19 protein-coding genes are annotated in these 24,870 nt (G+C 49.1%); 6 read left to right on the top strand and 13 right to left on the bottom strand.

Translation table 11 applies throughout. The features are described 5' to 3' along the window. Positions 1–2: 2 nt before the first annotated feature. The 4 genes from AC58VC_RS36200 to add form a co-directional block, all read right to left on the bottom strand. The gene (locus AC58VC_RS36200) at positions 3–332 is read right to left on the bottom strand and encodes a metal-sensitive transcriptional regulator (RefSeq protein ID WP_497376350.1); all 330 of its coding nucleotides are present in this window, start codon (positions 330–332) and stop codon (positions 3–5) included. 81 nt (positions 333–413) lie between these two features. After that, complete coding sequence (locus AC58VC_RS36195; RefSeq protein WP_497376349.1) at positions 414–2,657, bottom strand: heavy metal translocating P-type ATPase; 2,244 nt, start codon at positions 2,655–2,657, stop codon at positions 414–416. A 134-nt stretch (positions 2,658–2,791) separates the two neighbouring features. Beyond that, positions 2,792–3,145 carry a hypothetical protein gene (locus AC58VC_RS36190; protein ID WP_497376348.1) on the bottom strand — a complete coding sequence of 118 codons (354 nt, stop codon included), beginning with the start codon at positions 3,143–3,145 and terminating at the stop codon, positions 2,792–2,794. Positions 3,146–3,757: 612 nt separating this feature from the next. Further along, complete coding sequence (gene add / locus AC58VC_RS36185) at positions 3,758–4,801, bottom strand: adenosine deaminase (RefSeq protein WP_497376347.1); 1,044 nt, start codon at positions 4,799–4,801, stop codon at positions 3,758–3,760. Positions 4,802–5,161: 360 nt separating this feature from the next. On the opposite strand from add, the gene AC58VC_RS36180 reads away from it, so the two are divergent. Next, on the top strand, positions 5,162–7,054 hold the full coding sequence (locus tag AC58VC_RS36180) for a rhamnogalacturonan lyase (protein WP_497376346.1): 1,893 nt from the start codon (positions 5,162–5,164) through the stop codon (positions 7,052–7,054). 63 nt (positions 7,055–7,117) lie between these two features. Here AC58VC_RS36180 and AC58VC_RS36175 read toward each other — a convergent pair whose 3' ends face one another. Both AC58VC_RS36175 and AC58VC_RS36170 read right to left on the bottom strand, forming a co-directional pair. Beyond that, positions 7,118–7,960: a helix-turn-helix domain-containing protein gene (locus tag AC58VC_RS36175; protein ID WP_497376345.1), complete on the bottom strand. Its 843-nt coding sequence runs from the start codon at positions 7,958–7,960 to the stop codon at positions 7,118–7,120. A gap of 27 nt (positions 7,961–7,987) precedes the next feature. Further along, the gene (locus tag AC58VC_RS36170; RefSeq protein ID WP_497376344.1) at positions 7,988–8,689 is read right to left on the bottom strand and encodes a DNA alkylation repair protein; all 702 of its coding nucleotides are present in this window, start codon (positions 8,687–8,689) and stop codon (positions 7,988–7,990) included. A 121-nt stretch (positions 8,690–8,810) separates the two neighbouring features. Between AC58VC_RS36170 and AC58VC_RS36165 the strand changes: the two genes are divergently transcribed. The 3 genes from AC58VC_RS36165 to AC58VC_RS36155 all read left to right on the top strand — a co-directional run bounded on the left by AC58VC_RS36165 (position 8,811) and on the right by AC58VC_RS36155 (position 12,393). Beyond that, positions 8,811–9,608 (top strand): Cof-type HAD-IIB family hydrolase, encoded by a 798-nt coding sequence (locus AC58VC_RS36165; protein ID WP_497376343.1) that lies wholly within the window; start codon positions 8,811–8,813, stop codon positions 9,606–9,608. A 140-nt stretch (positions 9,609–9,748) separates the two neighbouring features. Continuing rightward, on the top strand, positions 9,749–11,365 hold the full coding sequence (locus tag AC58VC_RS36160; RefSeq protein WP_497376342.1) for a long-chain fatty acid--CoA ligase: 1,617 nt from the start codon (positions 9,749–9,751) through the stop codon (positions 11,363–11,365). A gap of 185 nt (positions 11,366–11,550) precedes the next feature. Next, entirely contained in the window at positions 11,551–12,393 is an 843-nt protein-coding gene (locus AC58VC_RS36155; RefSeq protein WP_497376364.1) for an SDR family oxidoreductase, read from the top strand. Positions 12,394–13,040: 647 nt separating this feature from the next. On the opposite strand, the gene AC58VC_RS36150 is transcribed toward AC58VC_RS36155, so the two are convergent. From AC58VC_RS36150 to AC58VC_RS36130, 5 genes are all read right to left on the bottom strand, one after another. Further along, a complete protein-coding gene (locus AC58VC_RS36150; protein ID WP_497376363.1) occupies positions 13,041–13,895 on the bottom strand; it encodes a carbohydrate ABC transporter permease in 855 nt (284 codons plus the stop codon). A gap of 60 nt (positions 13,896–13,955) precedes the next feature. Beyond that, positions 13,956–14,831 (bottom strand): carbohydrate ABC transporter permease, encoded by an 876-nt coding sequence (locus tag AC58VC_RS36145; RefSeq protein ID WP_497376341.1) that lies wholly within the window; start codon positions 14,829–14,831, stop codon positions 13,956–13,958. Positions 14,832–14,909: 78 nt separating this feature from the next. Further along, positions 14,910–16,256 (bottom strand): extracellular solute-binding protein, encoded by a 1,347-nt coding sequence (locus AC58VC_RS36140; protein ID WP_497376340.1) that lies wholly within the window; start codon positions 16,254–16,256, stop codon positions 14,910–14,912. A gap of 132 nt (positions 16,257–16,388) precedes the next feature. Continuing rightward, a complete protein-coding gene (locus AC58VC_RS36135; protein ID WP_497376339.1) occupies positions 16,389–17,948 on the bottom strand; it encodes a response regulator in 1,560 nt (519 codons plus the stop codon). Beyond that, positions 17,945–19,741 (bottom strand): cache domain-containing sensor histidine kinase, encoded by a 1,797-nt coding sequence (locus AC58VC_RS36130; protein WP_497376338.1) that lies wholly within the window; start codon positions 19,739–19,741, stop codon positions 17,945–17,947. The genes AC58VC_RS36135 and AC58VC_RS36130 overlap by 4 nt, the downstream gene beginning before the upstream one ends. Positions 19,742–20,075: 334 nt before the next feature. Between AC58VC_RS36130 and AC58VC_RS36125 the strand changes: the two genes are divergently transcribed. Next, a complete protein-coding gene (locus AC58VC_RS36125) occupies positions 20,076–21,206 on the top strand; it encodes an alanine racemase (protein WP_497376362.1) in 1,131 nt (376 codons plus the stop codon). 68 nt (positions 21,207–21,274) lie between these two features. Continuing rightward, complete coding sequence (locus AC58VC_RS36120; RefSeq protein ID WP_497376337.1) at positions 21,275–21,739, top strand: RidA family protein; 465 nt, start codon at positions 21,275–21,277, stop codon at positions 21,737–21,739. Between the two features lie 272 nt (positions 21,740–22,011). Here the strand turns inward: AC58VC_RS36120 and AC58VC_RS36115 are convergent, their stop codons facing one another. Together AC58VC_RS36115 and mglC are read right to left on the bottom strand one after the other, a co-directional pair. After that, positions 22,012–23,742, bottom strand: coding sequence for a methyl-accepting chemotaxis protein (locus tag AC58VC_RS36115; protein WP_497376336.1), 1,731 nt, complete (start codon positions 23,740–23,742; stop codon positions 22,012–22,014). 89 nt (positions 23,743–23,831) lie between these two features. Further along, positions 23,832–24,863: a galactose/methyl galactoside ABC transporter permease MglC gene (gene mglC / locus AC58VC_RS36110; RefSeq protein ID WP_497376335.1), complete on the bottom strand. Its 1,032-nt coding sequence runs from the start codon at positions 24,861–24,863 to the stop codon at positions 23,832–23,834. Positions 24,864–24,870: the final 7 nt, after the last annotated feature.

The raw sequence follows: 24,870 nt of genomic DNA, 5'->3' as shown, positions 1-24,870 counted from the left end.
CATTATTTCATCAGGGTATTCATGGTTTTGAGCAGTTCATCGACAACATCCATATCGCCTTCTTGAATACGTTCAACGACACAACTTTTGAGGTGCCCGGCTAGAAGCAGCTTCCCCACACCATTAAGCGCCGACTGAATCGCGGCAATTTGATGCAAAACATCATCGCAATACGTATCTTTCTCGATCAAACCTTTGACCCCGCGAACTTGACCTTCAATGCGGTTCAATCGCTTCGTTAAATCCGCTTTGAGTTTATCGGAATGATGACTCTTCCGCTCCTGTTCATCCGAGCCGCAGTGGTCCACTTCCGTGTCCAATTCCTTGTTCATAGGGCTGTCTCCTTTGAGGGCTGTTTACTACTTATCATACCCCCATCCCGTATATTGTCAATCCTCTGGCATGCACCTCTCTTAAAGTTTAATCCTTTGCAGCCGAAGAGCATTCAGCACAACAGAAACAGAGCTTAACGCCATAGCGGCTCCTGCTACCCAAGGCTCCAATAAGCCAAAAGCGGCGATTGGGATACCAATCGTGTTGTAACCGAGGGCCCAGAACAGATTTTGCTTAATATTGCGCATCGTCCGTCTACTCATTTCAATGGCATCTGCAATGGAGGTCAAATCACCGCGCATTAACGTTACATCTGCCGCCTCCATGGCAACGTCACTTCCCGTGCCCATGGCCATGCCGATATCCGCCATTGCTAGTGCTGGCGCATCGTTGATGCCATCGCCGACCATTGCGACGCGGAACCCCTCCGCTTGCAATCTTTTCACCTCTGCCGCTTTTCCTTCCGGCAAAATTTCCGCCAACACCTGCTTGATGCCAGCTTGCTGGGCAATAGCTTTTGCCGTACGCGCATTATCTCCTGTGATCATGATGACCCCAATCCCCATTGCTTCTAAGCGGGATACCGCTTCCTGCGACGTTTCCTTAATCGTATCCGCTACAGCAACAAATCCGGCATACACGCCGTCAATAGCTGCCAGCATAACGGTTTTGCCATCGTTCTCTAAGCGTTCCATCTCCGTCAATGCTTCGGCGATATCGATCCCCTTCTCAGTTAACAATCTTCGTGTTCCGATGACGATCTGACTGCCTTCCACTTGCGCTTCTAGTCCGAAGCCAGGGATAGCCTTAAAGTCCGTAGCTTCTGGCAAAGATGGAATAGACGATAATATTCCTTGGACGATAGCTTCGGCTAGCGGATGTTCCGAGCCGCGCTCTGCTGCTCCGATAAAGCGAAGAAATGTTATTTGATCCATATGCGTCTGAACATCTGTAAGCTGTGGTTTCCCTTTCGTTACTGTGCCCGTCTTATCCAAAACTACAACATCTAGGTGATGGGCTGCTTCCAAATGTTCTCCACCTTTGAACAAAATACCTAATTCTGCTGCGCGTCCGGACCCCGCCATAATAGAGGTTGGCGTTGCCAAACCCAATGCGCAAGGGCAAGCGATAACGAGGATCGCGATCGTTTTTTCGAGTGCGCCAGCGAAGTTAGCCGGATCAAACCAGAAGTACCAAAGGACAAAGGCAATAAGGGCAATCCCTACGACAATCGGGACAAAAATACCCGAAATGACGTCCGCCACACGCTGAATCGGCGCCTTGGACCCCTGTGCTTCTTCAACAACTTTGATGATTTGAGACAGCACCGTGTCACGGCCAACCTTCGTAGCCTTTATGCGGAGTACACCATTCTTATTCAGTGTTGCTCCGATCACTTTATCGCCTTCGCGTTTCTCAATCGGCAAGCTTTCTCCCGTTAGCATAGACTCATCAACCGATGAATGTCCTTGTAAAACCGTACCGTCCACCGGTATCTTCTCGCCCGGTTTCACGATAGCGATGTCCCCAGGGGCAACTTCCTCGAGCGGAATGCTGATTTCTTGCCCATCACGGATGACCAAGGCACTTTTGGCCTGTAGACCCATCAGGGATTTAATGGCTTCCGAGGTGCGCCCCTTGGCGAGAACTTCGAACCATTTTCCAAGAATGACAAGTGTGATGAGGATGGAACTAGTTTCATAATACAACTCTGGCGCATGGTGATGATCGGTTAGCCCTGCCCACTGGAACGTCAGATACAAGCTGTAGAAGTACGCGGCTGATGTTCCCAGCGAGATGAGCACATCCATATTGGCGCTTTTATTAGTGAGCGCTTTGTAGGCTCCAATGTAGAATTGGCGCCCAATGATGAACTGGACTGGTGTCGCGAGCGCCAGCTGCATCCATGGATTCATGAGCAGCTCCGGCACCCAAATCCACGAAGTGAAGGAGAAATGGCTAACCATGGCCCATAACAATGGGAAAGAAAGTATGGCTGAAATCCACAGCTTACGCTTATGCTTCTGTATCTCTTTCGCACGGTGCTCGCTGGTTTCAGCTTGTTCTCTTTTGCGCGCTGCTTCGTATCCTAGCTTGGCTACTCGCGCTTGCATATCTTCCGGTGTTACCTCCGATGATTGGTATACGATGCGTGCAGTTTCCATCGCCAGGTTGACGGATGCTTGCGCTACGCCGGGCATTTTGTTCAGCCCTTTTTCAATTCTGGTTGCGCATGCGGCACAGGTCATTCCTGTAATATCGAAATCAACCGTTGATGTTGGTCGGATGGGTGGCTGCTGCTGTCCTGCAGATTCGGTGCTCATAGGATTGTCACCTCACAGTGATTGGTATTTGTTTATATTTGTATAGTATACCCCCCTACCCTATATTGTCAAGATGTATTGAATATTATATGTCTGGTCGAGCAGAGAACTTGTCTGACTCCCTTTGAAGATGATTATTCAAGTTCAGTAAATAGAAGAAAACACTTGTCCTTTATTAGAACGAGTGTTTTTGCTGATTTACTTTTGCTTAGATAAGCTTGTTGTTCTTTTTCGTACTTAGCAATTTTTTTCTCAAGCTCTCCAGCTTTCTTCAGATACTGACTATCTTTTGTCTCTTCGGCCATGTATTTTAGCTGACCTACCGAATCTTTCATACTAGCTATGTAACTTCTAAGTTCATTTGCGAATTCACCCTCACCATCGGGATCAACAACTTTCTTTTCCTTTGCTACTTCTTTACCTAAATTCTTGAGATCTTTGCCAGCTTTAACGGTTGCTTCAATTTCTTCTGGCGTTTGATTCGGCATCTCGTGTAATTGTTTTTTCTTTGATTCAAATGCTGATCGCCCTGTTCCTAAACGACCAAGGATTGGGCTTTTATACCAATTTTTCTTTTATATTCGTAATAATTCATGAAATAGGGTTTGTATATCCAAAAGAATTTTCTTGTTAAATTATCACCGTTTTAGGTCTATTTTTGCGCTTATGTTGGGGTGAAGCATTGAAAACAATAATTCCTCAGAGTGCATCCCACATAAAAGCTGTACTCGACTTCGTTCGATTGTCTCGCCAGCCCACGTCAGTTTGGTCCAAGAGAGCCAAAAAGAACGTCTCGGAACCTTAGGCGTTGGGAACGGGCAGCGAGACGTTCAAATAGGCCGTCTCGTGTTGCATTTGATGGTAGGGAGGCCGAATGGCCGTCCGAGCGAGCCAAAAAGGCCGTCTCGGAACCTTAGGCGTTGGCAACGGGCAGCGAGACGTTCAAATAGGCCGTCTCGTGTTGGAATTGACGGTGGGGAGGCCGAATATCTGTCCGAGCGCACCAGAGAAGCCGTCTCTCTCGCGTGCGAACACAACAAAGAGGACCCCTTTCGGAGTCCTCTCATGACGGTGAATACTTGCAGCGATAATCTCATTATTTATTTGATGCCCATGTCTTTGATCTCAGCTTCCATCTCCCGCCGCAGCGTCAGCTTATCGCTTTCGTCCATAAATGCGGCTTCTACCCCATTCATCACAAGCCTAACGAGTTCAGGCTCCGTAAATCCAAAACGGTCTGACAGCACGCGGTACTCATTCGTAATGTCCGTCCCCGAGACGCTCGGATTATCCGTATTTATCGTGACGAGGAGCCCCCGCTCCAAGTATTCACGGATCGGGTAAGCCTCCCAGCTGGCAACGGCCTTCGTTTGGATATTGCTGATCGGGCACATTTCGAGCGGGATGCGGCGGTCTTTGACCATTTCCAAAATGTCGCTGTTCTCGTTCAGCCTGACACCGTGCCCGATGCGCACCGCACCGAGATTCGTAACGGCTTCATACACATTCATTGCGCCCGCTGCTTCTCCGGCATGTATGGTGACAGGGATTCCGAGTCGACCCGACTCGGCAAAAACCTCCCGAAACCATTCCGGCGGATAGGATGCCTCGTCACCCGCTAAGTCGACGGCGACTACGCCTTTACCGACAAACGCTGCTGCCGCCCGAATCACTTCCAAGTTGCTTTCATAGGAATGATTTCTCATGCAGATCGCGATAACACCGGCTCTCACGCCAAAATCCCGCTGTCCGCGCTTCATCCCTTCAACCACATAATGAATCGTTTCTTCCACGGTCAAACCGTTATTCCGATGCAGCTGCGGTGCAAAACGCACCTCCACGTATTTGCAGTTATGCTCTGCCGATTGCTGAGCAACCTCGTAGGCAACCCGCTCCAAAGCTTCTCCCGATTGCATAAAGCGAGTCGTAAAATCAAATTTGCTTAAGTATTCGATGAGACTGCCACATTCCTCGCCTACACGCATATGTGGAATCAATCCCTCTTTATTGTACACGGGAAGATCGATGCCTTGATCTAGGGCAAGCTCCAGAATCGTTTCCGGCTTCACACTCCCATCCAAGTGCAAATGAAGATCAACTTTAGGCAGTCGCGTTAGCCAATCATGCGTCCGATTGTATGCCATCTTCTATCATTCCCTTCGTTAATATTGGTTAGAGCAGGCACCCCATGCTGTATGCCTCTACAAAGAATTTTACTAACTTTAAAACAAATGTCATCTATATGTCAATATATATAACAAATTTTTATCAATATAATATATGTGTTATGTTTTATAACGCAACTGTGACTTAACCTCTTTTTTCCAAAGAGCAGTATTGTGTAGAAAGTTAGCCATTGTCTGCATTAAAATCTGGGTCCTCTACAAGGTATAATCATAAATGTAAGCGCATCCACGAATGGAAAGGAGCATACATGCCAATAATCCCACATCACAGTCATGCACAATTGCAATAACATTCGACGATCCAAGGAGGTTGTAGAAATGTTTAAAAATGTGAAGCGTCTAATACAAACAGCCTGTTACGTTACGCTTGGCTCTATACTCATCTCGTCCTTCGGTATTCAAGCGCCTACAGCACATGCAGCAGTGCCCCGGCAAATGGAAAAGCTAGACAGGGGGCTGGTAGCTGTCAAAGTATCAACTGGTGTACTCGTGAGCTGGAGGCTCCTGGGTACTGAGGCAAGTAGTACATCTTTCAACGTATATCGTAGCGGCGTGAAGCTGAACACTTCCCCCATTACAACTAGCACAAATTATCAAGATAACACAGGGACTACAAGTTCAAGCTATACGGTCCGTGCCCTCGTAGGCGGCGTCGAGCAGACCGCATCTGCTGCTGCAATCCCATGGGCAAATAATTATTTGGATGTCCCTCTGCAAAGGCCCGCCGGCGGCACAACGCCAGATGGCGTAAGCTATACCTACAATGCCAATGATGCGAGTGTCGGCGATCTGGATGGCGATGGACAGTATGAAATTGTTTTAAAATGGGACCCCTCTAACTCTAAAGACAACTCGCAGGACGGATATACGGGTGAAGTATTTGTCGATGCTTATAAGCTGAACGGAACTCGGTTATGGCGAATCTCTATGGGGAAAAACATTCGGGCTGGCGCTCATTATACCCAGTTTATGGTCTATGATTTGGACGGGGATGGGAAAGCTGAAGTTGCTATGAAAACGGCAGACGGCACGAAGGACGGCACAGGGACAGTGATCGGCAGCTCAACCGCCGACTATCGCAATTCGGTAGGCCGAGTCCTGACAGGCCCTGAATTCCTAACTATTTTTGCTGGACCGACAGGCAAAATATTAACAACTACGAGCTACGATCCGCCGCGTGGCACGGTTGGAGATTGGGGCGATACGTACGGCAACCGGGTAGATCGCTTCCTGGCAACGATCGCCTATCTGGACGGGGAGAAACCAAGCCTGGTAATGGCCCGCGGCTATTACACGCGCAGTGTGCTGGTAGCTTACAACTGGCGGGGCGGAACGCTTTCTAAGCTGTGGACTTTTGACAGCAACGCTTCCGGAAACTCGGCCTATGCTGGCCAAGGGAACCACAACCTGACCGCAGCCGATGTCGATGGAGACGGGAAGGACGAAATCGTTTATGGCGCCATGACGGTAGACGATAATGGTGCGAGGAAATATAACACAGCGCTAGGCCATGGTGATGCACTTCATGTAGGCGATCTAGATCCGAATAACGCGGGGCTTGAAGTATTTAAGGTTATGGAAAATACAAGCGCTGCCTATGGAGCTGCTGTCTGGAATGCGGGCACTGGTGCGGTACGTTGGGGCGTGCATACAGGTGCTGACACCGGAAGAGGTATGTCTGCCGATATTGATCCGAGATATGCCGGTGAAGAGGTATGGGCAAGCAATAGTGTCGGATTGTACCAAATCAACGGCACCAAAATCAGCTCTACAGTACCCTCTTCCATCAACTACGGCATCTGGTGGGACGGCGATGTCTCCCGTGAGCTGTTGGATCATAATTGGGATGGCACCAATGGGGTAGGCAGAATTGATAAGTGGAATTATACAAGCCTCAATACAACAACTCTTTTAACCGCCACAGGCACTTACTCTAACAATGGGACAAAAGGGAACCCTAGTCTGCAGGCCGATATTCTGGGAGACTGGCGCGAGGAGGCCATCTGGCGGAAGTCCGATAGCTCTGCACTGCGCATCTATTCTACTCCTTACGAGACTAGCACACGTCTTTGGACTTTAATGCATGATCCGCTATATCGTCTGGATATTGCCTGGCAGAATGTAGCTTACAACCAGCCGCCACATACGAGTTACTACCTCGGTACAGGTATGGCGGCGCCAACGCAGCCAAATATTTACGTAACTCCATAAATAACTTGCAATGAAGGGGCTGTCCCCAAGTAGATTACACTACTTTGAAGGCAGCCCCTCTTTTTAATTCCTAGAATGGAGAATATGTTTTCTAAGCGCCGCAGGCGGTGATCCATAAAAAGCAGCAAACTGACGCGAGAAGTAAAATGGATGGTTAAACCCGACTTCCTCAGCAATTTCCGCAATGCTCAAGGTGGTCGTTTCTAGCAGCTTTTTAGACTGCCGGAGCCTGATTTTATTTAACATTTCCATGACGGACTCGCCAGTCTGCGTTTTGAATAGATGTGCGAATCTGGAGGTTGACAGATTAACTCTTGCTGCCAGTTCCGGAACGTTGAATGGCTTTCTGTAATGCTGAGAAATAAGCTTTATCGTCTCTTCCACGCGTGAATCCATCCGAAATTGTGTTTCGAGGGTATTTTTGGATATCAGGAGAAGGATTTCCTCCAATGCATTAACGGCCAATCTTTCTGAAAATAGATGCGATTCTTCGTTATACTGAATCAGACTGTTGAAAGCCCCTGCAAGGTGAAACCAATCTTTTTCGTTATCAAAACGGGCCGATCGAATTCCCTTAATCATTTCAGGGAGCTGCAGTAGAGGCAGCCAATCTTCTCTGGGAACAAAATGGCACCAATTAAACTCCCATATCGTATGTTCCGGAGTTCCATAATAATGCGGTGTGCCAGGGGTAATGAGCGTAACTTCACTTTCGGGGCATTCGCAGGCCTGGCTGCCGTTATGAAATAAACCCTTTCCGTGCAACGTCATAGTGAGGTAGAAATCCTTCGTTCCTTTCGACCGCTTCACTCGATAGCCGAACGGCTGGCGGTAGCGGCCCGATACTAGCTTTCCAGGGATCGTCGTGCAGTTCTCTTGAGCAGAAAAACACATAAATTCCGACATGAGTTGGATTCCTCCAATTCCTAGATATTAACTAGTATATCGCACTTTCTCCTCTTTCTGCTGAATGACCTTCAACGCTTCCCGTACACTTAGCGGAGAAAGCTCAGTCTCAGCGACAAACGTCTGCACAGCAGCAGCATCCGTCTTCGAGTATTCACGCAAGGCCCAGCCGATTGCCTTCCGGATAAAAAACTCCTTCGAGTCTGCCATACGCCGAATACAGTTAAAAAGAAGCGGCACGTCTGTGCGCTGCTTATATTTGAGCTGGAACAAAATCGCTGTTCGCTGCAGCCACATATTACCTGACGAGAGCCATTTTTCCACATATGTTGGGATAAGATCTGGATATTTTTGCAAATGAACACCGATTAAATGATCAGCAATTGGATCCACGGAATCCCACCAGGAATTCGTTACGACCATGCATTCCAGCAAATCAATATGCTCTTTCTCCGCATCTTTGCGAAGCTGAGTGAGCAGCTGCAACGCCGTGTAATGGAACTCTCGCTCGGGCAAAGCCCAGAGCTCCTCAGCCACCTTCACACCTTCGGCTCCTTTGGGATAGCCGTGCTCCTTCCAAAACTGTTTCGTCAATGCCACGCGCTGCGGATTCCGAATACCAAGGAAAGGAAATTGGTCGCGCATATAAGCGGACATTGCGGCCGCATCAACCTCGCTGCTTTGCGCTCTCAGCAAAGCCTCCAGCTTGTCCGTATAGAATGATGCCATCGTTGATGCGCCTCCTTTTAAACTGTAAAGCTCTTGCTTTATTCTAGCAATTCCGCTTTGATTCGGGTATGCTTAAAACAGAATTTCTATATAGACTACCTATCGGAACGGAGAGGAACACATGACTTACAAGTTAGTAGCATCTGATTTGGACGATACGCTTTTGCGTGATGATTTGACGATTTCTCAGGAAACGATTGACGCGATGCATCAGGCAGTTGCTCAGGGTGTAACGGTAACGATTGCAACAGGCAGAAGCTTCCCTTCCGCAGCCAAAATCGCTAACCAAATCGGGCTCAACGTACCGATCATTACGTATCAAGGCGCATCGATCAAAAATCTCCTCGACGAAGAAGTCCTATACGAGCGTATGGTGCCAGTCGAAAGCGCGCGTTACCTGCTCGATTATTGCGAAAAGAGAAATCTCCATCTTCAGCTTTACCATGGCGACCAGCTTTATGCAGCTGAGGAAAATGATAAAATTAAAAATTATGTGCGCCTATCCAAAACGCCTTATATCATCGGCGACCTGCGCCAATGGATCGACATTCCGCAGCCTAAGCTGTTGATTGTGGACAAACCAGAGGTTTGCGACCAAATTCGCGAAGAGCTGCTTCCACTGCTCGGCGACCAGATGCACATTACGAAATCCAAGCCGCACTATTTGGAATTCATGCACAAAGAAGGCACCAAAGGCCACGCGATCGCGTTCCTTGCCAACCATATCGGCTGTACGCTGGATGAGGTCATCGCCCTCGGCGATGCGTGGAACGATCGCGAAATGTTGGAAGTTGCGGGGCTTGGTGTCGCCATGGATAATGCTTTGCCGGAGCTTAAAGAGCTGGCCAATTATGTGACCAAAAGCAATAATGAAGACGGCGTTAGGCACGTTATTGAGAAGTTTATTTTGAATGCGTGAATGTGAGACCGATTCCCTGCATGTACAGCATGCGGCGGTGTCGGTTTTTTTATTTGCGCAGAACCCACTTTTGGACATATCTTGTCCCTCCTCCTTATATATTTACAATAGAAATAGACAATCCCCGGAGGTGTTCCCATTTGGACAATTACCCATTAACGCTGCGCTCTCTCTTCGAACGGTCCCAGGCCTTATTCCCCAAAAAAGAGGTTGTTTCTCGAACAAGTACCGGTATTCACCGATATACGTATGCTGATTTCGGAAGACGCTCGAAGATGTTGTCCAGCTCACTGCAAGCGTTAGGGGTAAAGCCTGGGGATCGAATTGCTACTTTTGCCTGGAATCATCATTGGCATTTGGAAGCCTATTTCGCCATCCCCTGCATGGAAGCGGTCCTCCATACGGTTAATATTCGCCTCCCCGCCGAGCATATCGCCTACATTCTCAATCATGCGGAAGACCGATTCCTTATCGTGGATGAGACTTTACTGCCCATAATTGAAAAAATTCAGGATCAACTGACGACGATTGAAGGCTATATCATCATGTCGGATAAAAAGGAACTGCCGCCTACTTCTTTACAGCCCGTCTATCTTTATGAGAACATGATAGAGAGCGGAGATCCTCATTATACGTATCCTGAATATATAAATGAAAGCGCTCCCGCAGGCATGTGCTACACGTCGGCCACAACAGGAAATCCCAAAGGTGTCGTGTACTCCCATCGCGGGATTTATCTGCATTCGCTGTCCATCGGCTTGGCGGATACGCTAGCTCTTTCGGAACGCGACGTGGTACTTCCTGTCGTACCGATGTTTCACGTTAACGCCTGGGGGCTCCCCTTCGCTTCAGTCTGGTTCGGCAGCAAGCAGGTGCTTCCCGGACCAGCGCCTACACCGGATATTCTGCTGCGCCTGATTGCAGACGAAAAGGTCACCATAGCAGCAGGCGTACCTACGGTTTGGACAGCTGCCCTTCAAGCCCAAGAGGCGCTGCAGCTAGATTTATCATCTCTTCGCGCCGCGGTGTGCGGCGGATCTGCTGCCCCGCGCAGCCTGATTGAGAGCTACGAAGAGCGGCTGAAAGTCCCGTTCTTTCATGCTTACGGCATGACAGAAACGTGTCCGCTAGTTACTGTTGCCCGCCTAAAGAGCTATCAAGAAGAAGCAACACTCGACGAACAGTACGCTACGCGCGCCACGCAGGGACTACTGGTGCCCGGGCTTGATATGAAAATCGTTGGATTACGAGGCGAGGTGGCTTGGGACGGTAAGGAGATGGGGGAAATTTGGCTGCGTGGGCCATGGGTAGCGACCGCGTACTACAAGGATGCGCGAACTGCTGAGGGTTTCCAGGATGGCTGGTTTCATAGCGGAGATATCGCGGTAATTGATAGCGAGGGTTTCGTGAAATTAGTCGACAGAGCCAAGGATTTGGTCAAAAGCGGCGGAGAATGGATTTCCTCTCTCGATTTGGAGAATGCGTTGATGGCGCATCCAAATGTGTATGAAGCCTGCGTTATCGGGGTACCGCATCCCAAGTGGGGTGAGCGACCGCTCGCTTGCGTCGTTCTCAAAGATGCTGCCCTGCAAGCTGGCGACAAAAAGGGTTTACTTACTTTTATAGAAGACAAGTTTGCTAAGTGGTGGATTCCGGATGATGTGGTATTTCTTCACGAAATCCCCCGTTCCTCGGTTGGCAAGTTCATGAAACGCGAGCTTCGCGAGCAGTATCAAACCTATTTCACGGGAGACTAGACTCGTTATGAACTATTCGGATTTGGCAAGTCGTGAGTTTGGCAACGAGCACAGGTGTCTATGTCGATGTTCATACGCAAAAAGGCACACCGCTACCCGAAGATCTGGCGAGTCGGATCGAGCAAATCGAAGCTGCTTTTGTTAAGTAGCGAAATGGCAATTTCATGATGAAGGGCAGGGTGGATATGTTCGATGCATCTTTGTTGAAGGATAAAGTCATTCTGATCACAGGCGGGGGCACGGGTCTTGGACGTGCTATGGGGGAGCGTTTCCTGGAGCTGGGGGCGCAGCTTGCGATTACTAGCCGGCGTGAGGAAGTACTCGCAAAGGCTGCTTCCGAAATGAGCGGCGAAGTGTTCTATAAAAGCTGTGATGTGCGCGATCCGCAGCAAATCGCAGACATGGTGGCGGCCGTGGAGCAGCATTATGGCCGGATTGATGTTTTGATAAACAATGCGGCTGGAAACTTTGCCAGCCCGACTGAGAATTTATCTCCGCGCGCAGTAGATGCGGTGCTGAATATCGTCCTTCACGGCACGTTCTACACAACGCTGGAAGTGGGCAAAAGATGGATCGAGCAAGGCGTCGGCGGGACGATGCTGAACATCGTCACTTCGTATGCCTCCACGGGCTCGGCCTTCGTTGTGCCGTCGGCGGCTGCCAAGGCCGGCGTGCTCGCCTTGACGCGCTCGCTTGCCGTCGAGTGGGCGCGCCATGGCATCCGGCAGGTTGCTATCGCGCCGGGGCTGTTCCCCACCGACGGCGCGTGGAGCCGACTGGCTCCGACGCCCGAGCTGTCGGAGAAGCTGCTCAACCGCGTGCCCCTGCGGCGGGTCGGGGAAAAGGATGAGCTTGCGAACCTCGCAGCTTATCTGATTTCGGACTACGCCGGGTACATCAACGGCGAAGTTGTCACGATCGACGGCGGCGAATGGCTGCAGGGCGCCGGGCAGTTCAACGATCTGCTCGAGGTGACCGATGAGCAGTGGGTTGGTCTTGCGGAGATGACGCGCAAGGGGAAATCGTAGCGGACATTTGATGCAAAAAGTACATCTAAATTTCGTATGATCGAGATTATCGGAGATAATCGTGTATTTTGTACAGTTAATTTCATCGATATCGTCGAATATGGAGCAGATTCGCTAAATTTGATGTGCTTTTTACATCATTTCGCTACCGTATAGCTAGTTCAGATGCGAACTGCTGTACTTTTTACATGTTCTGCCTCTGAATGGACGTTGAAAGAGGCTGTCCTACGGTCTTGGACGACTTGAGACATCCTCTGTTAATCTAAGGAGGAGCTCCCAAGCGCACAAAAGACTCTCCCTCGGTCATTTGATGACTTTAGGACAGCCTCTTGATCTTGATCTAAGTTTAGGGCCGATTATAAACAGATCGCTCCTAAGAAAGTTATCCACAATGGACCTGAACCCCAGGAACTGGAGTCCATTATTTCCCCGAAAAGGCCCAATTTCAAGCCGTAGTGGGACCATGAACCATGATCCGTTACCCGGCCATTCGTTGTCCTCCAAATAAAGGACTCCAGTTCCCCCAAGTAAGCCTTAGCGAATTTATCGCTAGGTTTTTTCATATTTGTTATTGGCAAGCGAGGTGGAAGTTGGCGTATGTTGGTAGCCAGATGGGATGGTGGAAGGTTATCAGTCAAAAAAATACGTTATCCTTTGACTGCGCCAGCCGTCATTCCCTTCATAATTTGCTCCTGGAACAGCAGGAACACGACAATGGTTGGCAGCACAGCAATCGCAAGCGCAGCCATCGTCAGCTCGTAATCCGTCATATAGCCTGTAGCAAAGGCGGATAAGCTAAGCGGAACAGTTTTCAACGCAGGCTTGCTGATAAAGACCAGGGCAAACGCAAAATCATTCCAAAATCTTAAGAATCCTAAAATCGCAACGGTTGAAAGAGCCGGCAAGCTAAGCGGAAGCATCATCCGGAAGAAAATCCCCCAATAGCCTGTACCATCGATCAAAGCTGCTTCCTCAATTTCTTTGGGAATGGTGACTAAATACGCAGCAACAACGAAAATCGCAAGCGGAAGTTCAAAGGCCGCATAAGGTAAAATAAGTGCTCCGTACGTATTCAGAAGACCGACTTTTTTCATAATAATAAAGAGAGGCACTAAGGTGCTGTGAATTGGAATGAGCATACCGAGCAGGAATAATCCCATGAAGAACGGCTTTAATTTGAACTCAAACCGCGATAAAACAAAGGCTGCCAAAGCACCCAGCACTAATGTCAGCACGAGTGAAGCTATCGTGACGACGGTTGAATTCCAAAGCGAAAGCCCCATCCCGGAAACTTTCCAGGCCCGGACAATGTTGTCCCATTTCCAAACTGACGGCAGTAAAAAGGGCCGCGAATGAAACTCTTCGTTGGACTTCAGTGCACTCATAAATAACCAAATGAGCGGGTACAACGTGACTAACGCGTACAAGCTAAGTAAAAGATTAACGACGCCTCGCGTCCAAACTTTCCGTTTCTTACCTCCAGCGGGAAAACCCGTCTGCATCGATACAACCTGCTCCATAGATGTCCCTCCTGAGAGAACTCAATTCCTAATTCCTAATTTCTAACGATAATCCCGCTTCATAAGGCGTTGGCTGCCTACAATTAAAATCAAACTAAGAATAATAATGGCTGTGGAAATCGCACTTCCGAAGCCGAAGCGATATACATTGAAGGTGCTGTTATACATGTAAGATGCGAGCAACTCGGTTGAATGCGCCGGCCCCCCGCCTGTCATGACGTAGATGAGGTCGAAAGCCTTCAAACTTCCGGAGATACATAATACGACAGCCACTTTGACGGTATCCCAGATCATGGGCAACGTGACAGCAAACAATTTGCGAACCGGTCCTACACCATCAAGCTGGGCAGCATCTTCGATCTCTGGCGAAATATTTTGTAGCGCGGCAATAAACATAATCATGTAAGGTCCAATATAATTCCAGATGATCGGCACCATGAGGGCGAACATCGATACTTTCGGATCAGAAAGCCAAGCTTTCTTCCAGCTTTCCAGGCCGACGCCCTCCAGCAAGAAGTTCAAGATACCGATTTGCGGGTGATAAATGTATCCCCAGATGATCCCGACAACAACAGAGGAGAGCACCATGGGCATAAAGACGGAAGCACGAATGACACGCTGGAATAAAGTACTTTTCATAAGCAAAAGCGCTAGAATCATAGCAATCGGCACTTGACCGAATACAGACGCCGCAACGATAAGCATGTTGTTTTTGAACGACTTCCAGAAGATTGGATCTTGAAGCACTTCTACATAGTTGTCTAATCCGATAAATTTGGCGGCTCCGATCCCTTTCCAGTCGAAAAAGCCGTAGTAAGCTGACCAGAAAATCGGTACGATGACAAAAAACAGATAGAGCACTAAGGCTGGAAGAAGCCCTATAGTAATGAATCCTCTGATTCTTGCGGATACGGTCATGACTTAACTTCCCCCCTTGCTAACTTTTTTTGAAAAAAGGGCTCCAGCCGAGCCTGGCTGGAGTCCTGTGGCCATACGTTATTTGCCGACGGCTTTCGCTTGCGCGTCTTGAATTTTCTTGGCGATATCCTCTGGCTTGCCGCCCATGAGGAGCTCTTGAAGACCATTGTTCACGACATCGGCGCTAGCGGAGCTAAGCTTGCCATCGTATACAGGAGTTTTCTTAACCGTATTCATCATTTTGTACACTTCTGCGAACAAGGAGGATACTTTCGTTGTATCCAGATCAACTTTATAGGACACAAGCTGATTGCTTTCCAAGATAGCTTTCTGTGCTTCTGGACCAGACAAGGCGTAGATGAGCTCATAAGCGGCTGCTTTCTGTGCGCCAGTTACTTTCTTGCTCATTCCAAGACCTGTACCAACGACGCCGGAAAGTGAGTTTGGATCACCTTTACCGTTAGGGACTGATGGCAGAACCGTTACAGCCATGTTAGCCAAAGCTTCTTTGGATGCATTCGCCGCCAAGTTCGGAAGCGCCCAACCGCCGTCGATCATCATAGCTGCTTTACCTTGCGCAAACATTTGTTCCATTTGTGTATTATCGATGCTGTTGAAACCATCTTGGAACGCGCCTGCTTTGCCAAGCTGCTGAAGGTACGTTAGCGATTGCACGAATTCTGGATCCGTGAACTTCGCTCCGTTCTGATCCACTGCTTTCAAGAACCATTCCGTTCCTGTCACGCGGTCAGCGAGCGAGCTAAGGATACTGGATTGTGCTACCCATGCCGCTTTGTTACCCAATGCGATTGGGGTTACGTTGTTCTTTTTGAACGTGTCCACCAGTTTCATAAGATCATCCCATGTTTTTGGCGGCTGAACATTATATTTATTGAAGATTTCTTTGTTGTAGTAAAGGATCGACGTTGGAGACAAAGCCATTGGCGCACTATACGTTTTGCCGCTGATTGTGAAATCATCGAATGATCCCGGCATGAAGCCGTTCTTCCACTCTGTTTTGCTGTCGAGCAGCTCATTGATTGGTTGGATCAAGTCGCCACCGACGAATTCCTTCGTCATAACACCAGGCCACATAACGAATAGATCCGGCATTTCATTTGCAGCAGCAACCGTTTTAAGTCGCGGACGGTAGCCATCGGGTGGAATCCCCTGAATATCCAGCTCTACGTTCGGGTGGTCTTTCTTGAACTTTTCCATATATTCACGCATCAGTTTGGCGCGAAGATCTTCACCTGTATAGTTGTGCCAAATGGATAGTTTAACTTTCTCGGCAGGCTTAGCTGCATCTGCCTGTTTAGGTGCTGCGCTATCTTTGGCTACATCTGTTGTGCCGCCAGCACCGCAACCAGCTAATAGCGCTAATGACATTGTGGCCGCCAATGTAACGATAAATGACTTCTTCATTCGTTGAACCCCCTAAAAGTTTTCGTGTAAAAACTTAATCTGTAGCTCTCTTGTTACAACTTTAGTATAGGGGACATCTGTAGGAGACGGTACGGGAGAGACTTCGGCGCAAGGGGGGTCATTTTCCAGTCTTTAGACTTTGTTGACCCCTGTCGAACCTTGTCGATATTCAGATGGTGTCTGACCGGTATGCTTTTTAAACTGCTGCGTAAAGTACTTAATGTCTTCGTATCCCACTCTTCTGGCAATATCGCTGACTTTGGTTTGTGTGCTCTGCAGCAGATCTACAGCCCGCTTCATCCTCTCTTGTGTCACGAACTCAATATAGGTGCATCCGGTTTCCCGTTTAAATACCTCGCTGAAATGATTCGGATTGATATGAACAAAACCCGCCACTTGCTGCAGTGATATCGGCTGATGCAAATTGTCGCGGATATAAGCGATTGACTTGTACACATACGCATACTTGTTCTGATCCAAACCTTGGTGGAAAAGGTTCATGATCGCCGTAAGGATCTTAAAAACCTCCTCCTCCGGGCGCCCCTCCCCCTCATAGGACGGGAGTTTGCTCAGCGATACTTGCGATGAATTCGCACGTTCCAACCAGCGGTGACCTGCGATGATCATCGACTGCAGATAACCCTGCACCGTGATCGGCGTCGCTAGGGCATCTTCCATGAGCGCGCGAACTCGCTGGTTCACCCAATGCCGCAGGTCGGTCGCATTGCCGCTCATCAGAATGGCGGCGAGCGCTGCCTCCTCTTTCTCGGTGAGCACCGTGCGGCCCCCGCTTCGCTCCCGGATATCCGCCAAAGTGAAAAGACCTTGCGGACCGAGCAGCCCTTGATAGGCAAATACTTCTTTTGCAGCTAGGTAGGAATCCTTCAGGCCTTCGTAATCTTGCGCGGCAGTTCCGAGCGCAGCAAAAGCTGTGCATTTTAGCGTCTCGGTTACTCGCTTCAGCGCACCTTCGAGAGCAGCTTGCTCAGAGCCGCTGTCTTCATGACGGACAACAAGCAGCAAATGCTCCTTGTTCATAAGTGTCACGCACGGAAGCAGCTCGATGAGGATATTCTGCGCCGCACCTTGCAGCAGCTCCGTAAGCCCCGCTTCCCATCCCGACACGGAAACGAGCATCACTTGCATGGCTGCAGCCGTCGCGGATTCCGGGCGAACGTCTACGCCGTTTCTCTGGAACCAGACGCGCAGCTGTTCTCTTGCTTCCGCATCATCGTGCAACCCCCGTTTGAGGGCTCGATCTAACAACTGATTGCGCAGCGCCGCTTGCTGGAGATTCTCCTGTTTCAACGTCTCCCATTTATCCATAACGTTCTGCTTCGCTTTCAGCGCAGCTTTAATAATCTCTTCTGGCCGGCTTGTCTTGAGCAAATAATCGGTAACTCCCTCGCGGAGCGCCTGCTGGGCATACGTGAAATCATCATACCCCGTCAGAATGACGATCTCTGTATCCGGCAATTGAGCTTTGATTTCACGGGCAAGCTCGATCCCATCTATTCCCTGCATACGGATATCCGTCAGCACAATGTGCGGCTTTTCTTCCGGTATTCGCTCTAACGCCTCTTCCCCCGAAGATGCTGCAGGCAGGAGTTCAAGCCCGAGTTCTTTCCAATCTATCACGGTACAAAGACCCGTTCTTATGATGACTTCATCGTCTACAATCATAATTCTCATGTCGCCAGCTCCCCTGTCCCAAGCGGAATTGAAAATGATATCCGAGTCCCAATACCTAACGAGCTTTCTACAACAAGACCCGACCCAAGGCCGTAATGCAGCAGCAAGCGTCTGTGCACATTAATAAGTCCATAAGAGGTGACCGGCAGCTTCGCTTCTTTCGCAACTTCCGTTAGCATCCCCAATTGTTGGTTGGCCGCAACCAGCTGTCCATGTATGTCGCGCAGCTTCGCTTCGTCCATGCCGATTCCCGTATCTTCCACAACGAATTTCATCTGATTATCACGCAGTTCTCCGTGGACGTAGACATGCCCTTTGGCTTTCTTTTTCTGAATACCATGAATGAGACTGTTCTCAATTAACGGCTGCAGCAGCAGTTTCAGCATCGTCGTTTGGAGCATTTCTGGCACGATAAAAAACTCAATCTCGAACTGATCAGGAAATCGCATCGCCTGGATATAGGCATAATTCTGTGCATGTGAAATTTCCTGCTGAACCGCGCAGAACTCTTCGCCCTTATTTAAGCTAAAACGCAAGAAATCACTAAGCGCCCCAATCATTTCAGCAATTTGACGATCCTTGTTCATCAGGGCAATCCAGTGGATGGAAGAGAGTGTATTGTACAAAAAATGCGGATTAATCTGCGCTTGAAGGGCCATGATGTCCGCTTCCTTCTTCTTCGCTTCGTTCTGCTGCACTTGGTCCTTCAGCCTGCCGATCCGCTCGCTCAGCTTATTGTAGCTGTGGACAAGCAGTCCGACTTCGTCGGCGCTTTTCACCTCATAAGTCGGGATCGCCTCATCCGGATTCAAATCCTTCAACGATTTGGTCAACCTCGTTAGCGGCTTAGTCACCCATTGCAAGAAGTACAGCACTAACCCCATCGCAAGCAGCAGCGCAATAACAATCGTCACAGCAGTTACTGTAAGCACGTAACCATTTTGCTTCTGGTAGATCTCTGTAGGAATGAACCCAACTAATTTCCAGCCTAAACGAGGGATGGAGTTATAGAGAACTGTGTGCGGCAACTCCCCTCTAGGCACGTTAAGCACACCATTTGTTTCGCCAAGTTTACTTAAATTCGGAAAGACATCTCCGACCTTTCGGGCCAGCCAGCCTGGTTCGCCCCCTGCAATAATTTGGTTGTATTGGTCCGTCAGCATCACAAAACCACTGCTTTCCCAACCAGCATCCGTCAAATAATGCTCAATTTCCGCTTGATCGAGTGAAAACGCAAGCGTTCCGATCGTCCTGAACGTGCTGACATCCCGAATCGGCCTGACGAGTGTAATCACCCTCTTGGGACCGTCGGTTGTTTGATTCACGTAAAGCGGCGACCACCATTTGGAAGTGGACTTGTAAACGGATTCATACTGCTCTAAAAGTGGATTAAGCCCCGAATTCGTTATCGTTGTTGTATAAAGCACGGGATTGCCATTTTTCGGGGTAATCGTAATGTTGGAAATGTATTTTTTGGAATAGGATAAGTTCCATAAGGTACCGACAATTAGCGAATAGCTGTTTACATCCCCTTCGGTGTTGCTTAAATAGGTTTGGATATCCTTCTGGCCGATAAGAAAAATCGACATATTCTCCACGTCTTGAATAACGAAATCCAGCTTGTCCGTTATTTGTTTCAGCGTGTTCATTCCGGCCTGCTTCGCTTTATCTTCCGTCACCGAAGTCGCAATCCGATAGGACACGATCCCCATGGTAAGCAGCGGCAATACGACTGCGAGTAAAATGATCAATGACAGCTTGCGTTTCAGCGACTTGGCAAACCAGCGTCTCATGGGCGATCCCTCCTTGCTTTTTACTTTTACATAGTAGCATGTGCAGCGTTTCGGAATCATACTTTTCTTTAGGCGACCAAACTTTTTATTTGACACCTGAAACTTTTGTGTTACCATTTTGCTCAAGATGAGCATGCATGATTGTTACTATTGCAAGCGGCTACATAACTAACGAAGTGATACAACCCCAGACCAACGTATATCAAAAAGGTGGCGAAACGATTTGCGCCTATCTGAATATTTCAAAGTATACCCTCAACAGCTACTTAGAAGAAAGTAAACGTACTGCGAAAGAGAGCGATGCGTGATGGACTCATTGGAATCATTGGAATCAATGGAAAGACTGGAAACATTGGAAAGACTAAAGGCATTGGAAACACCCTGTCTCCTGATTGATACTGGGCGGATGGATCGGAACATTCAAGCTATGGCTGATGTGGCACGCACCCATCAAGTGGCCTTGCGTCCCCATGCGAAGACGCATAAGATTCCGGCTATCGCACTGCAGCAGATCAAAGCAGGAGCTGTTGGCATTACTGTGGCGAAAATGGCCGAAGCAGAAGTCATGGCCACGCATGGCATTGGCAATATTTTTGTTGCCTACCCGCTTGTGACCGCCAGCAAGATTGAACGCGCCATTCGTCTGAGCGAGCAAATCGAGCTCATCGTAGGTGTGGATAGCTTAGCAGGCGCTCAGCAATTGGAGCAAATCGCCAGCCGCCATGGGCACACTCTGCAAGTGCGGCTGGAAATCGACACAGGCCTCCGCCGCACCGGCGTCTTGTACGAGCAAGCCGCTGCTCTAGCGGCTGAAATCACAGCCATGCCGCACTTGCGGCTGACCGGCATCTACACCTTCCGCGGCTCCCTGCTTGCCGGCAAGCCAACGCTTGACGTTGCGGCAGCCGGTAAGGAAGAAGGCACGCTGATGGTGCAGCTCGCCGAGCGTCTCAGGACGCAGGGCATCGCGATCGCGGATGTCAGCGTCGGCTCAACGCCAACCGCTGCGTACGCCGCGGCGGTTGAAGGCGTGACCGAGGTGCGCCCGGGCACGTACGTGTTCCACGACAGGATGCAGGCTCGACTAGGCGCCTGCATCTTGGAGGACTGCGCTGGCAGCGTGCTCGTCACCGTCGTCAGCCGTCCGTCGGCTGATCTCGCAATTGTCGACGGCGGCAGTAAAACCTTCGCAACCGACATCCAGCCGGGTACCGAGCCCCTGCAGCTGAAGGGCTTCGGGCACATCCTGGAGCTTGCGGATGCGACGCTAGCCCGCTTAACCGAGGAGCATGGCATGATTGAGCTAGGACCGCTAGCCCAAGCTGCCAACCTGCAAATAGGCGATAAGCTGCGCATTATCCCTAATCATATTTGCAGCACCGTCAACTTGCATAATCAAGTGATTATGCAGCATGGTCATACTTATACGACTACACCTGTGCTTGCTCGAGGTATGCTGGAGTAAGCCCTGCATCAATCAAAGCGATGCCCTGTCGTCAGAACAGGCACACATAGAACCTGGAGGTCAATAGAATGTCGAACATTGAAGAACGCCTGCAAGAATTAGGGATTACACTCCCTCCATCCCCGGAACCGCGTTTTACATACATTCCTTGCAATCAAACAGGGAATCTCATTTATTTGTCCGGTCAAGATTGCCGGATTAACGGTGAATTGATGTATGAGGGCAAGCTTGGCCGCGAAGTGACGATTGAGCAGGGGCAAGCAGCAGCACGCCAAACCATCATCAATTGCCTAGCTGTGATGAAAGGGTATCTCGGCGATTTGGACCGTGTGGTTAAAATCGTGAAGATGCTCGCTTTTGTCAACAGCGCACCGGGTTTTGGAGACCAGCCCTATGTGATTAACGGTGCGTCAGACTTGTTAGTTGCCGTGTTCGGTGAAAAGGGCAAGCATGCCCGCTCAGCGATTGGCACAAGCGATCTGCCATTTCACACGCCAGTGGAAATTGAGCTGATTGTCGAAGTTCGGGATTAACTTAACTGGAAAACCTCCTGTTATTTGTCTGTATAAACAGCATCTCATCCAATTTAGATGGAATTTATCCCACTATTTCCGCCATATCTAGCCGTTTTCCTCCCGCTCCCGACAATTTAGATGGAGTTTCTCCAGCTATTCCGTTCCCAGGACTGAAACGTTGCAGATTAACGGTACAAATTCCATCTATTCCGCACTCTGGCTAATCGCCATGACGCAAACACAAAAACAAGCCTGAGGAAATATCCTCAGGCCTATTCTATCTCTCCCACTCACACACGGAATCGAGCGATCAAGCCCTGCAAATCCCCTGCCATGCTGCTGAGCACAGAGGCAGAGGAGACAATTTCCTCCATACTCGCATACTGCCCCTCGATGTTGGAAGAGACGTTGCGCGCACCGGAAGCGGTCTGTCCCGCGACTTCATCAATACCGCGAATCACGTCAACCGCTGCGCTTGTTTTCCCCGAGATAGCGGCCGAGCTGGCGGCCACTTCCGCAATCTGGCGAGCGACGTCGTCCATCGCATCGCTTATGCGCAGGAACGTTGCCTGTGCGACGCCGACAACTTCAAGACCTGTCTCCACCTCTTGGCTCCCCGCCTGGGTGGCGTTCATAACCACACTTGTTTCTTCCTGGATGCTCGAAACAAGCTGAGTAACTTCTTCAGCCGCTTCGCCCGTCTGCAAAGCCAGCTTGCGGACTTCGTCGGCGACGACCGCAAAACCTTTGCCGGCCGCCCCTGCCCGCGCAGCTTCAATAGAAGCATTAAGTGCGAGCATATTCGTTTGTCTCGCAATGCCTGCAATGATCGCATTCGCCTGAACGATCTGCTCAGAGCGCTCCCCGAGTCGCTGAACTGACTCTACAAGCACCTTCATCTTCTGTGAGATGGCTTGCATTTGAGTTATCGCCGTCTCAACCGCTGTATTGCCTGCACCAGCAGCTTGCTGGGCGAGTAAAGACTGCTGGTCGGCCGATTGAGTTACGCCAGCGATTTGAAAAACAGCCGCAGACATTTCTTCCATAATGGAAACGCCTTGCTGCACGCTGCGTACCTGCGCATCCGTTCCTGTCGAAATTTCCTGAATCGTATAAGTAATCCGTTCCGAAGACTCACTCACCTGCTCGGCATTATGGCTCAGCGCATCAGAAGCGGCAGCAACGTGTTGGGCACTGCTGCCCACCTGACTGATTAAGCTATGGAGATTAGCTTTCATGCCATTAAAAGCCATGGCCAAATCCCTTAATTCGTCCCTATTGCTCACATAGATGCTCCCGGACGTTAAATCGCAGTCCGCAATCCGTTCAGCAGCCCTTACCATGGATCGTATTGGATTCACAATTGTCCGAGATAACAAAAGACCAATCGCTAACGCAAATACGAACGCAGCTACACTCACCCAAATCAACGTTCGAACAGTCGATTGCACGACATCATGGTTGCGCGCTGTATCCACCTCTTGAACAGCTCTTTCCAGCTCTTCTATATTAGCTGCAGACTGTGTTAAAGTTTCTGTCGTTGGAATCGCCCACTGCATCGCTTCCGCTTTGGCCAAATCGACATTCCCTTTATCTGCATATTCCGTCACTTTGTTGACTAAACGCATGAACGTTTGGTTGGAGTCCGCCATGGACTGGATCGCGCCCTGCTCGTCCTCATTTTCCGCAAGCTCACTCATTTGTCCAATAATGGCAGACAGCCCTGCATTCGTTTCTGTCAAAAGCTTCTCTTTGTCTTTCGTCGGATTAAGTACATAGCCTAGCAGCAGGCTGTTCTGTATTTGCGTTTTCTCTTTTATCTCTGCAACATGCTGAAGAATCGTAACATTATCATTCAAAAGTTTCGAATAGGAGCGATCAACTTTATTCAGATAGGTATAGGACATGCCGCTAGTCACCGCAACGAGCAAAGAAACAATGATGAATGTCCCTACGATTTTACCTCTCAAAGAAACCGAAAACTTCTTCTTTTCCCCACTAGAAGACTCTTTTTTCTGCATAAATGCGCCCCTTTTTATATACGTTTTCGGTTATCTTCGTAAAATAACAGGCTGCCCCTTTACGCGACAGCCTGTTATCTTTTGCTTTATTATTTAGAGTTCATGTATTTACGCATATCGAATGCTACCGCAGCCACGATGATAACACCTTTAATAATTAACTGCCAGTATGGACTGATTCCGATAAATGTCAAACCATAGTTGATTACGCTGAAAATCAGTACCCCTGCAAGAACGCCGGGAACCGTTCCGATACCACCAGATGTCGATACACCCCCGACTACGCAAGCTGCGATCGCATCAAGCTCGTACATGTTACCGTAGTTATTCGTTGCACCGCCGGTTCTTGCTGCTTCCAGCACCCCAGCCAATCCGTACAAAGCACCCGCGATAGAGTAAATATAGATTAGGTAACGGTTAACGTTAATCCCCGAAACGACTGCAGCGTGAATGTTGCCGCCAATCGCGTACATGTATTTACCCAGCTTGGTTTTGTTGAACACAATCCAGACGATAATTGCTACAGCGACTGCAATAATAACGATATAAGGTAATGAATACGTGGCATCAGATCCGATAGAACCTGTTCCTAGTTTACTAAAGTCAGGTCTCAAGCCTCCGATAGGCTGGGACTGATTCGGTTTCATATCGAAGTATAGGGAGTTGGCACCGTATACGGCAACCATCGTTCCTAATGTTGCGATGAATGGCGGAACCTTCAATTTAGCGACGATAATCCCATTAATAAGACCTACTAGAAGACCAGCTAGAATCGCAATGATAATTGGAACAATTAGCGGTAAATGCGGTAGATCCGGGAAGAATCTGCGGCCGTAATCCTGCGTTTGCAGCATGGAGGCCGAGATAACGGCCGTCAAACCGACAATCCGTCCTGTCGAGAGGTCGGTTCCTCCCGTGATCAAGATGAACGCAGCACCCAAAGCAATAATGACACGCGTGGATGACTGTAGCAAAATATCACGCAAGATACTAACGGATAAAAAGCGAGGATCATAAATTGCGATCCCGATAACGAGCACGACCAATACGATGTAGATTGCGTATTTGCTCACGAACCCACTAATGTCTCTAGATTTTAATGTTTCTGTTTTTGTACTCATGGTTTCT

It is taken from the genome of Paenibacillus sp. J22R67 (assembly GCF_059692175.1).
The sequence above is the reverse complement of the archived record's forward strand: the minus strand, read 5'-3'. Positions and strand labels throughout refer to the sequence as shown.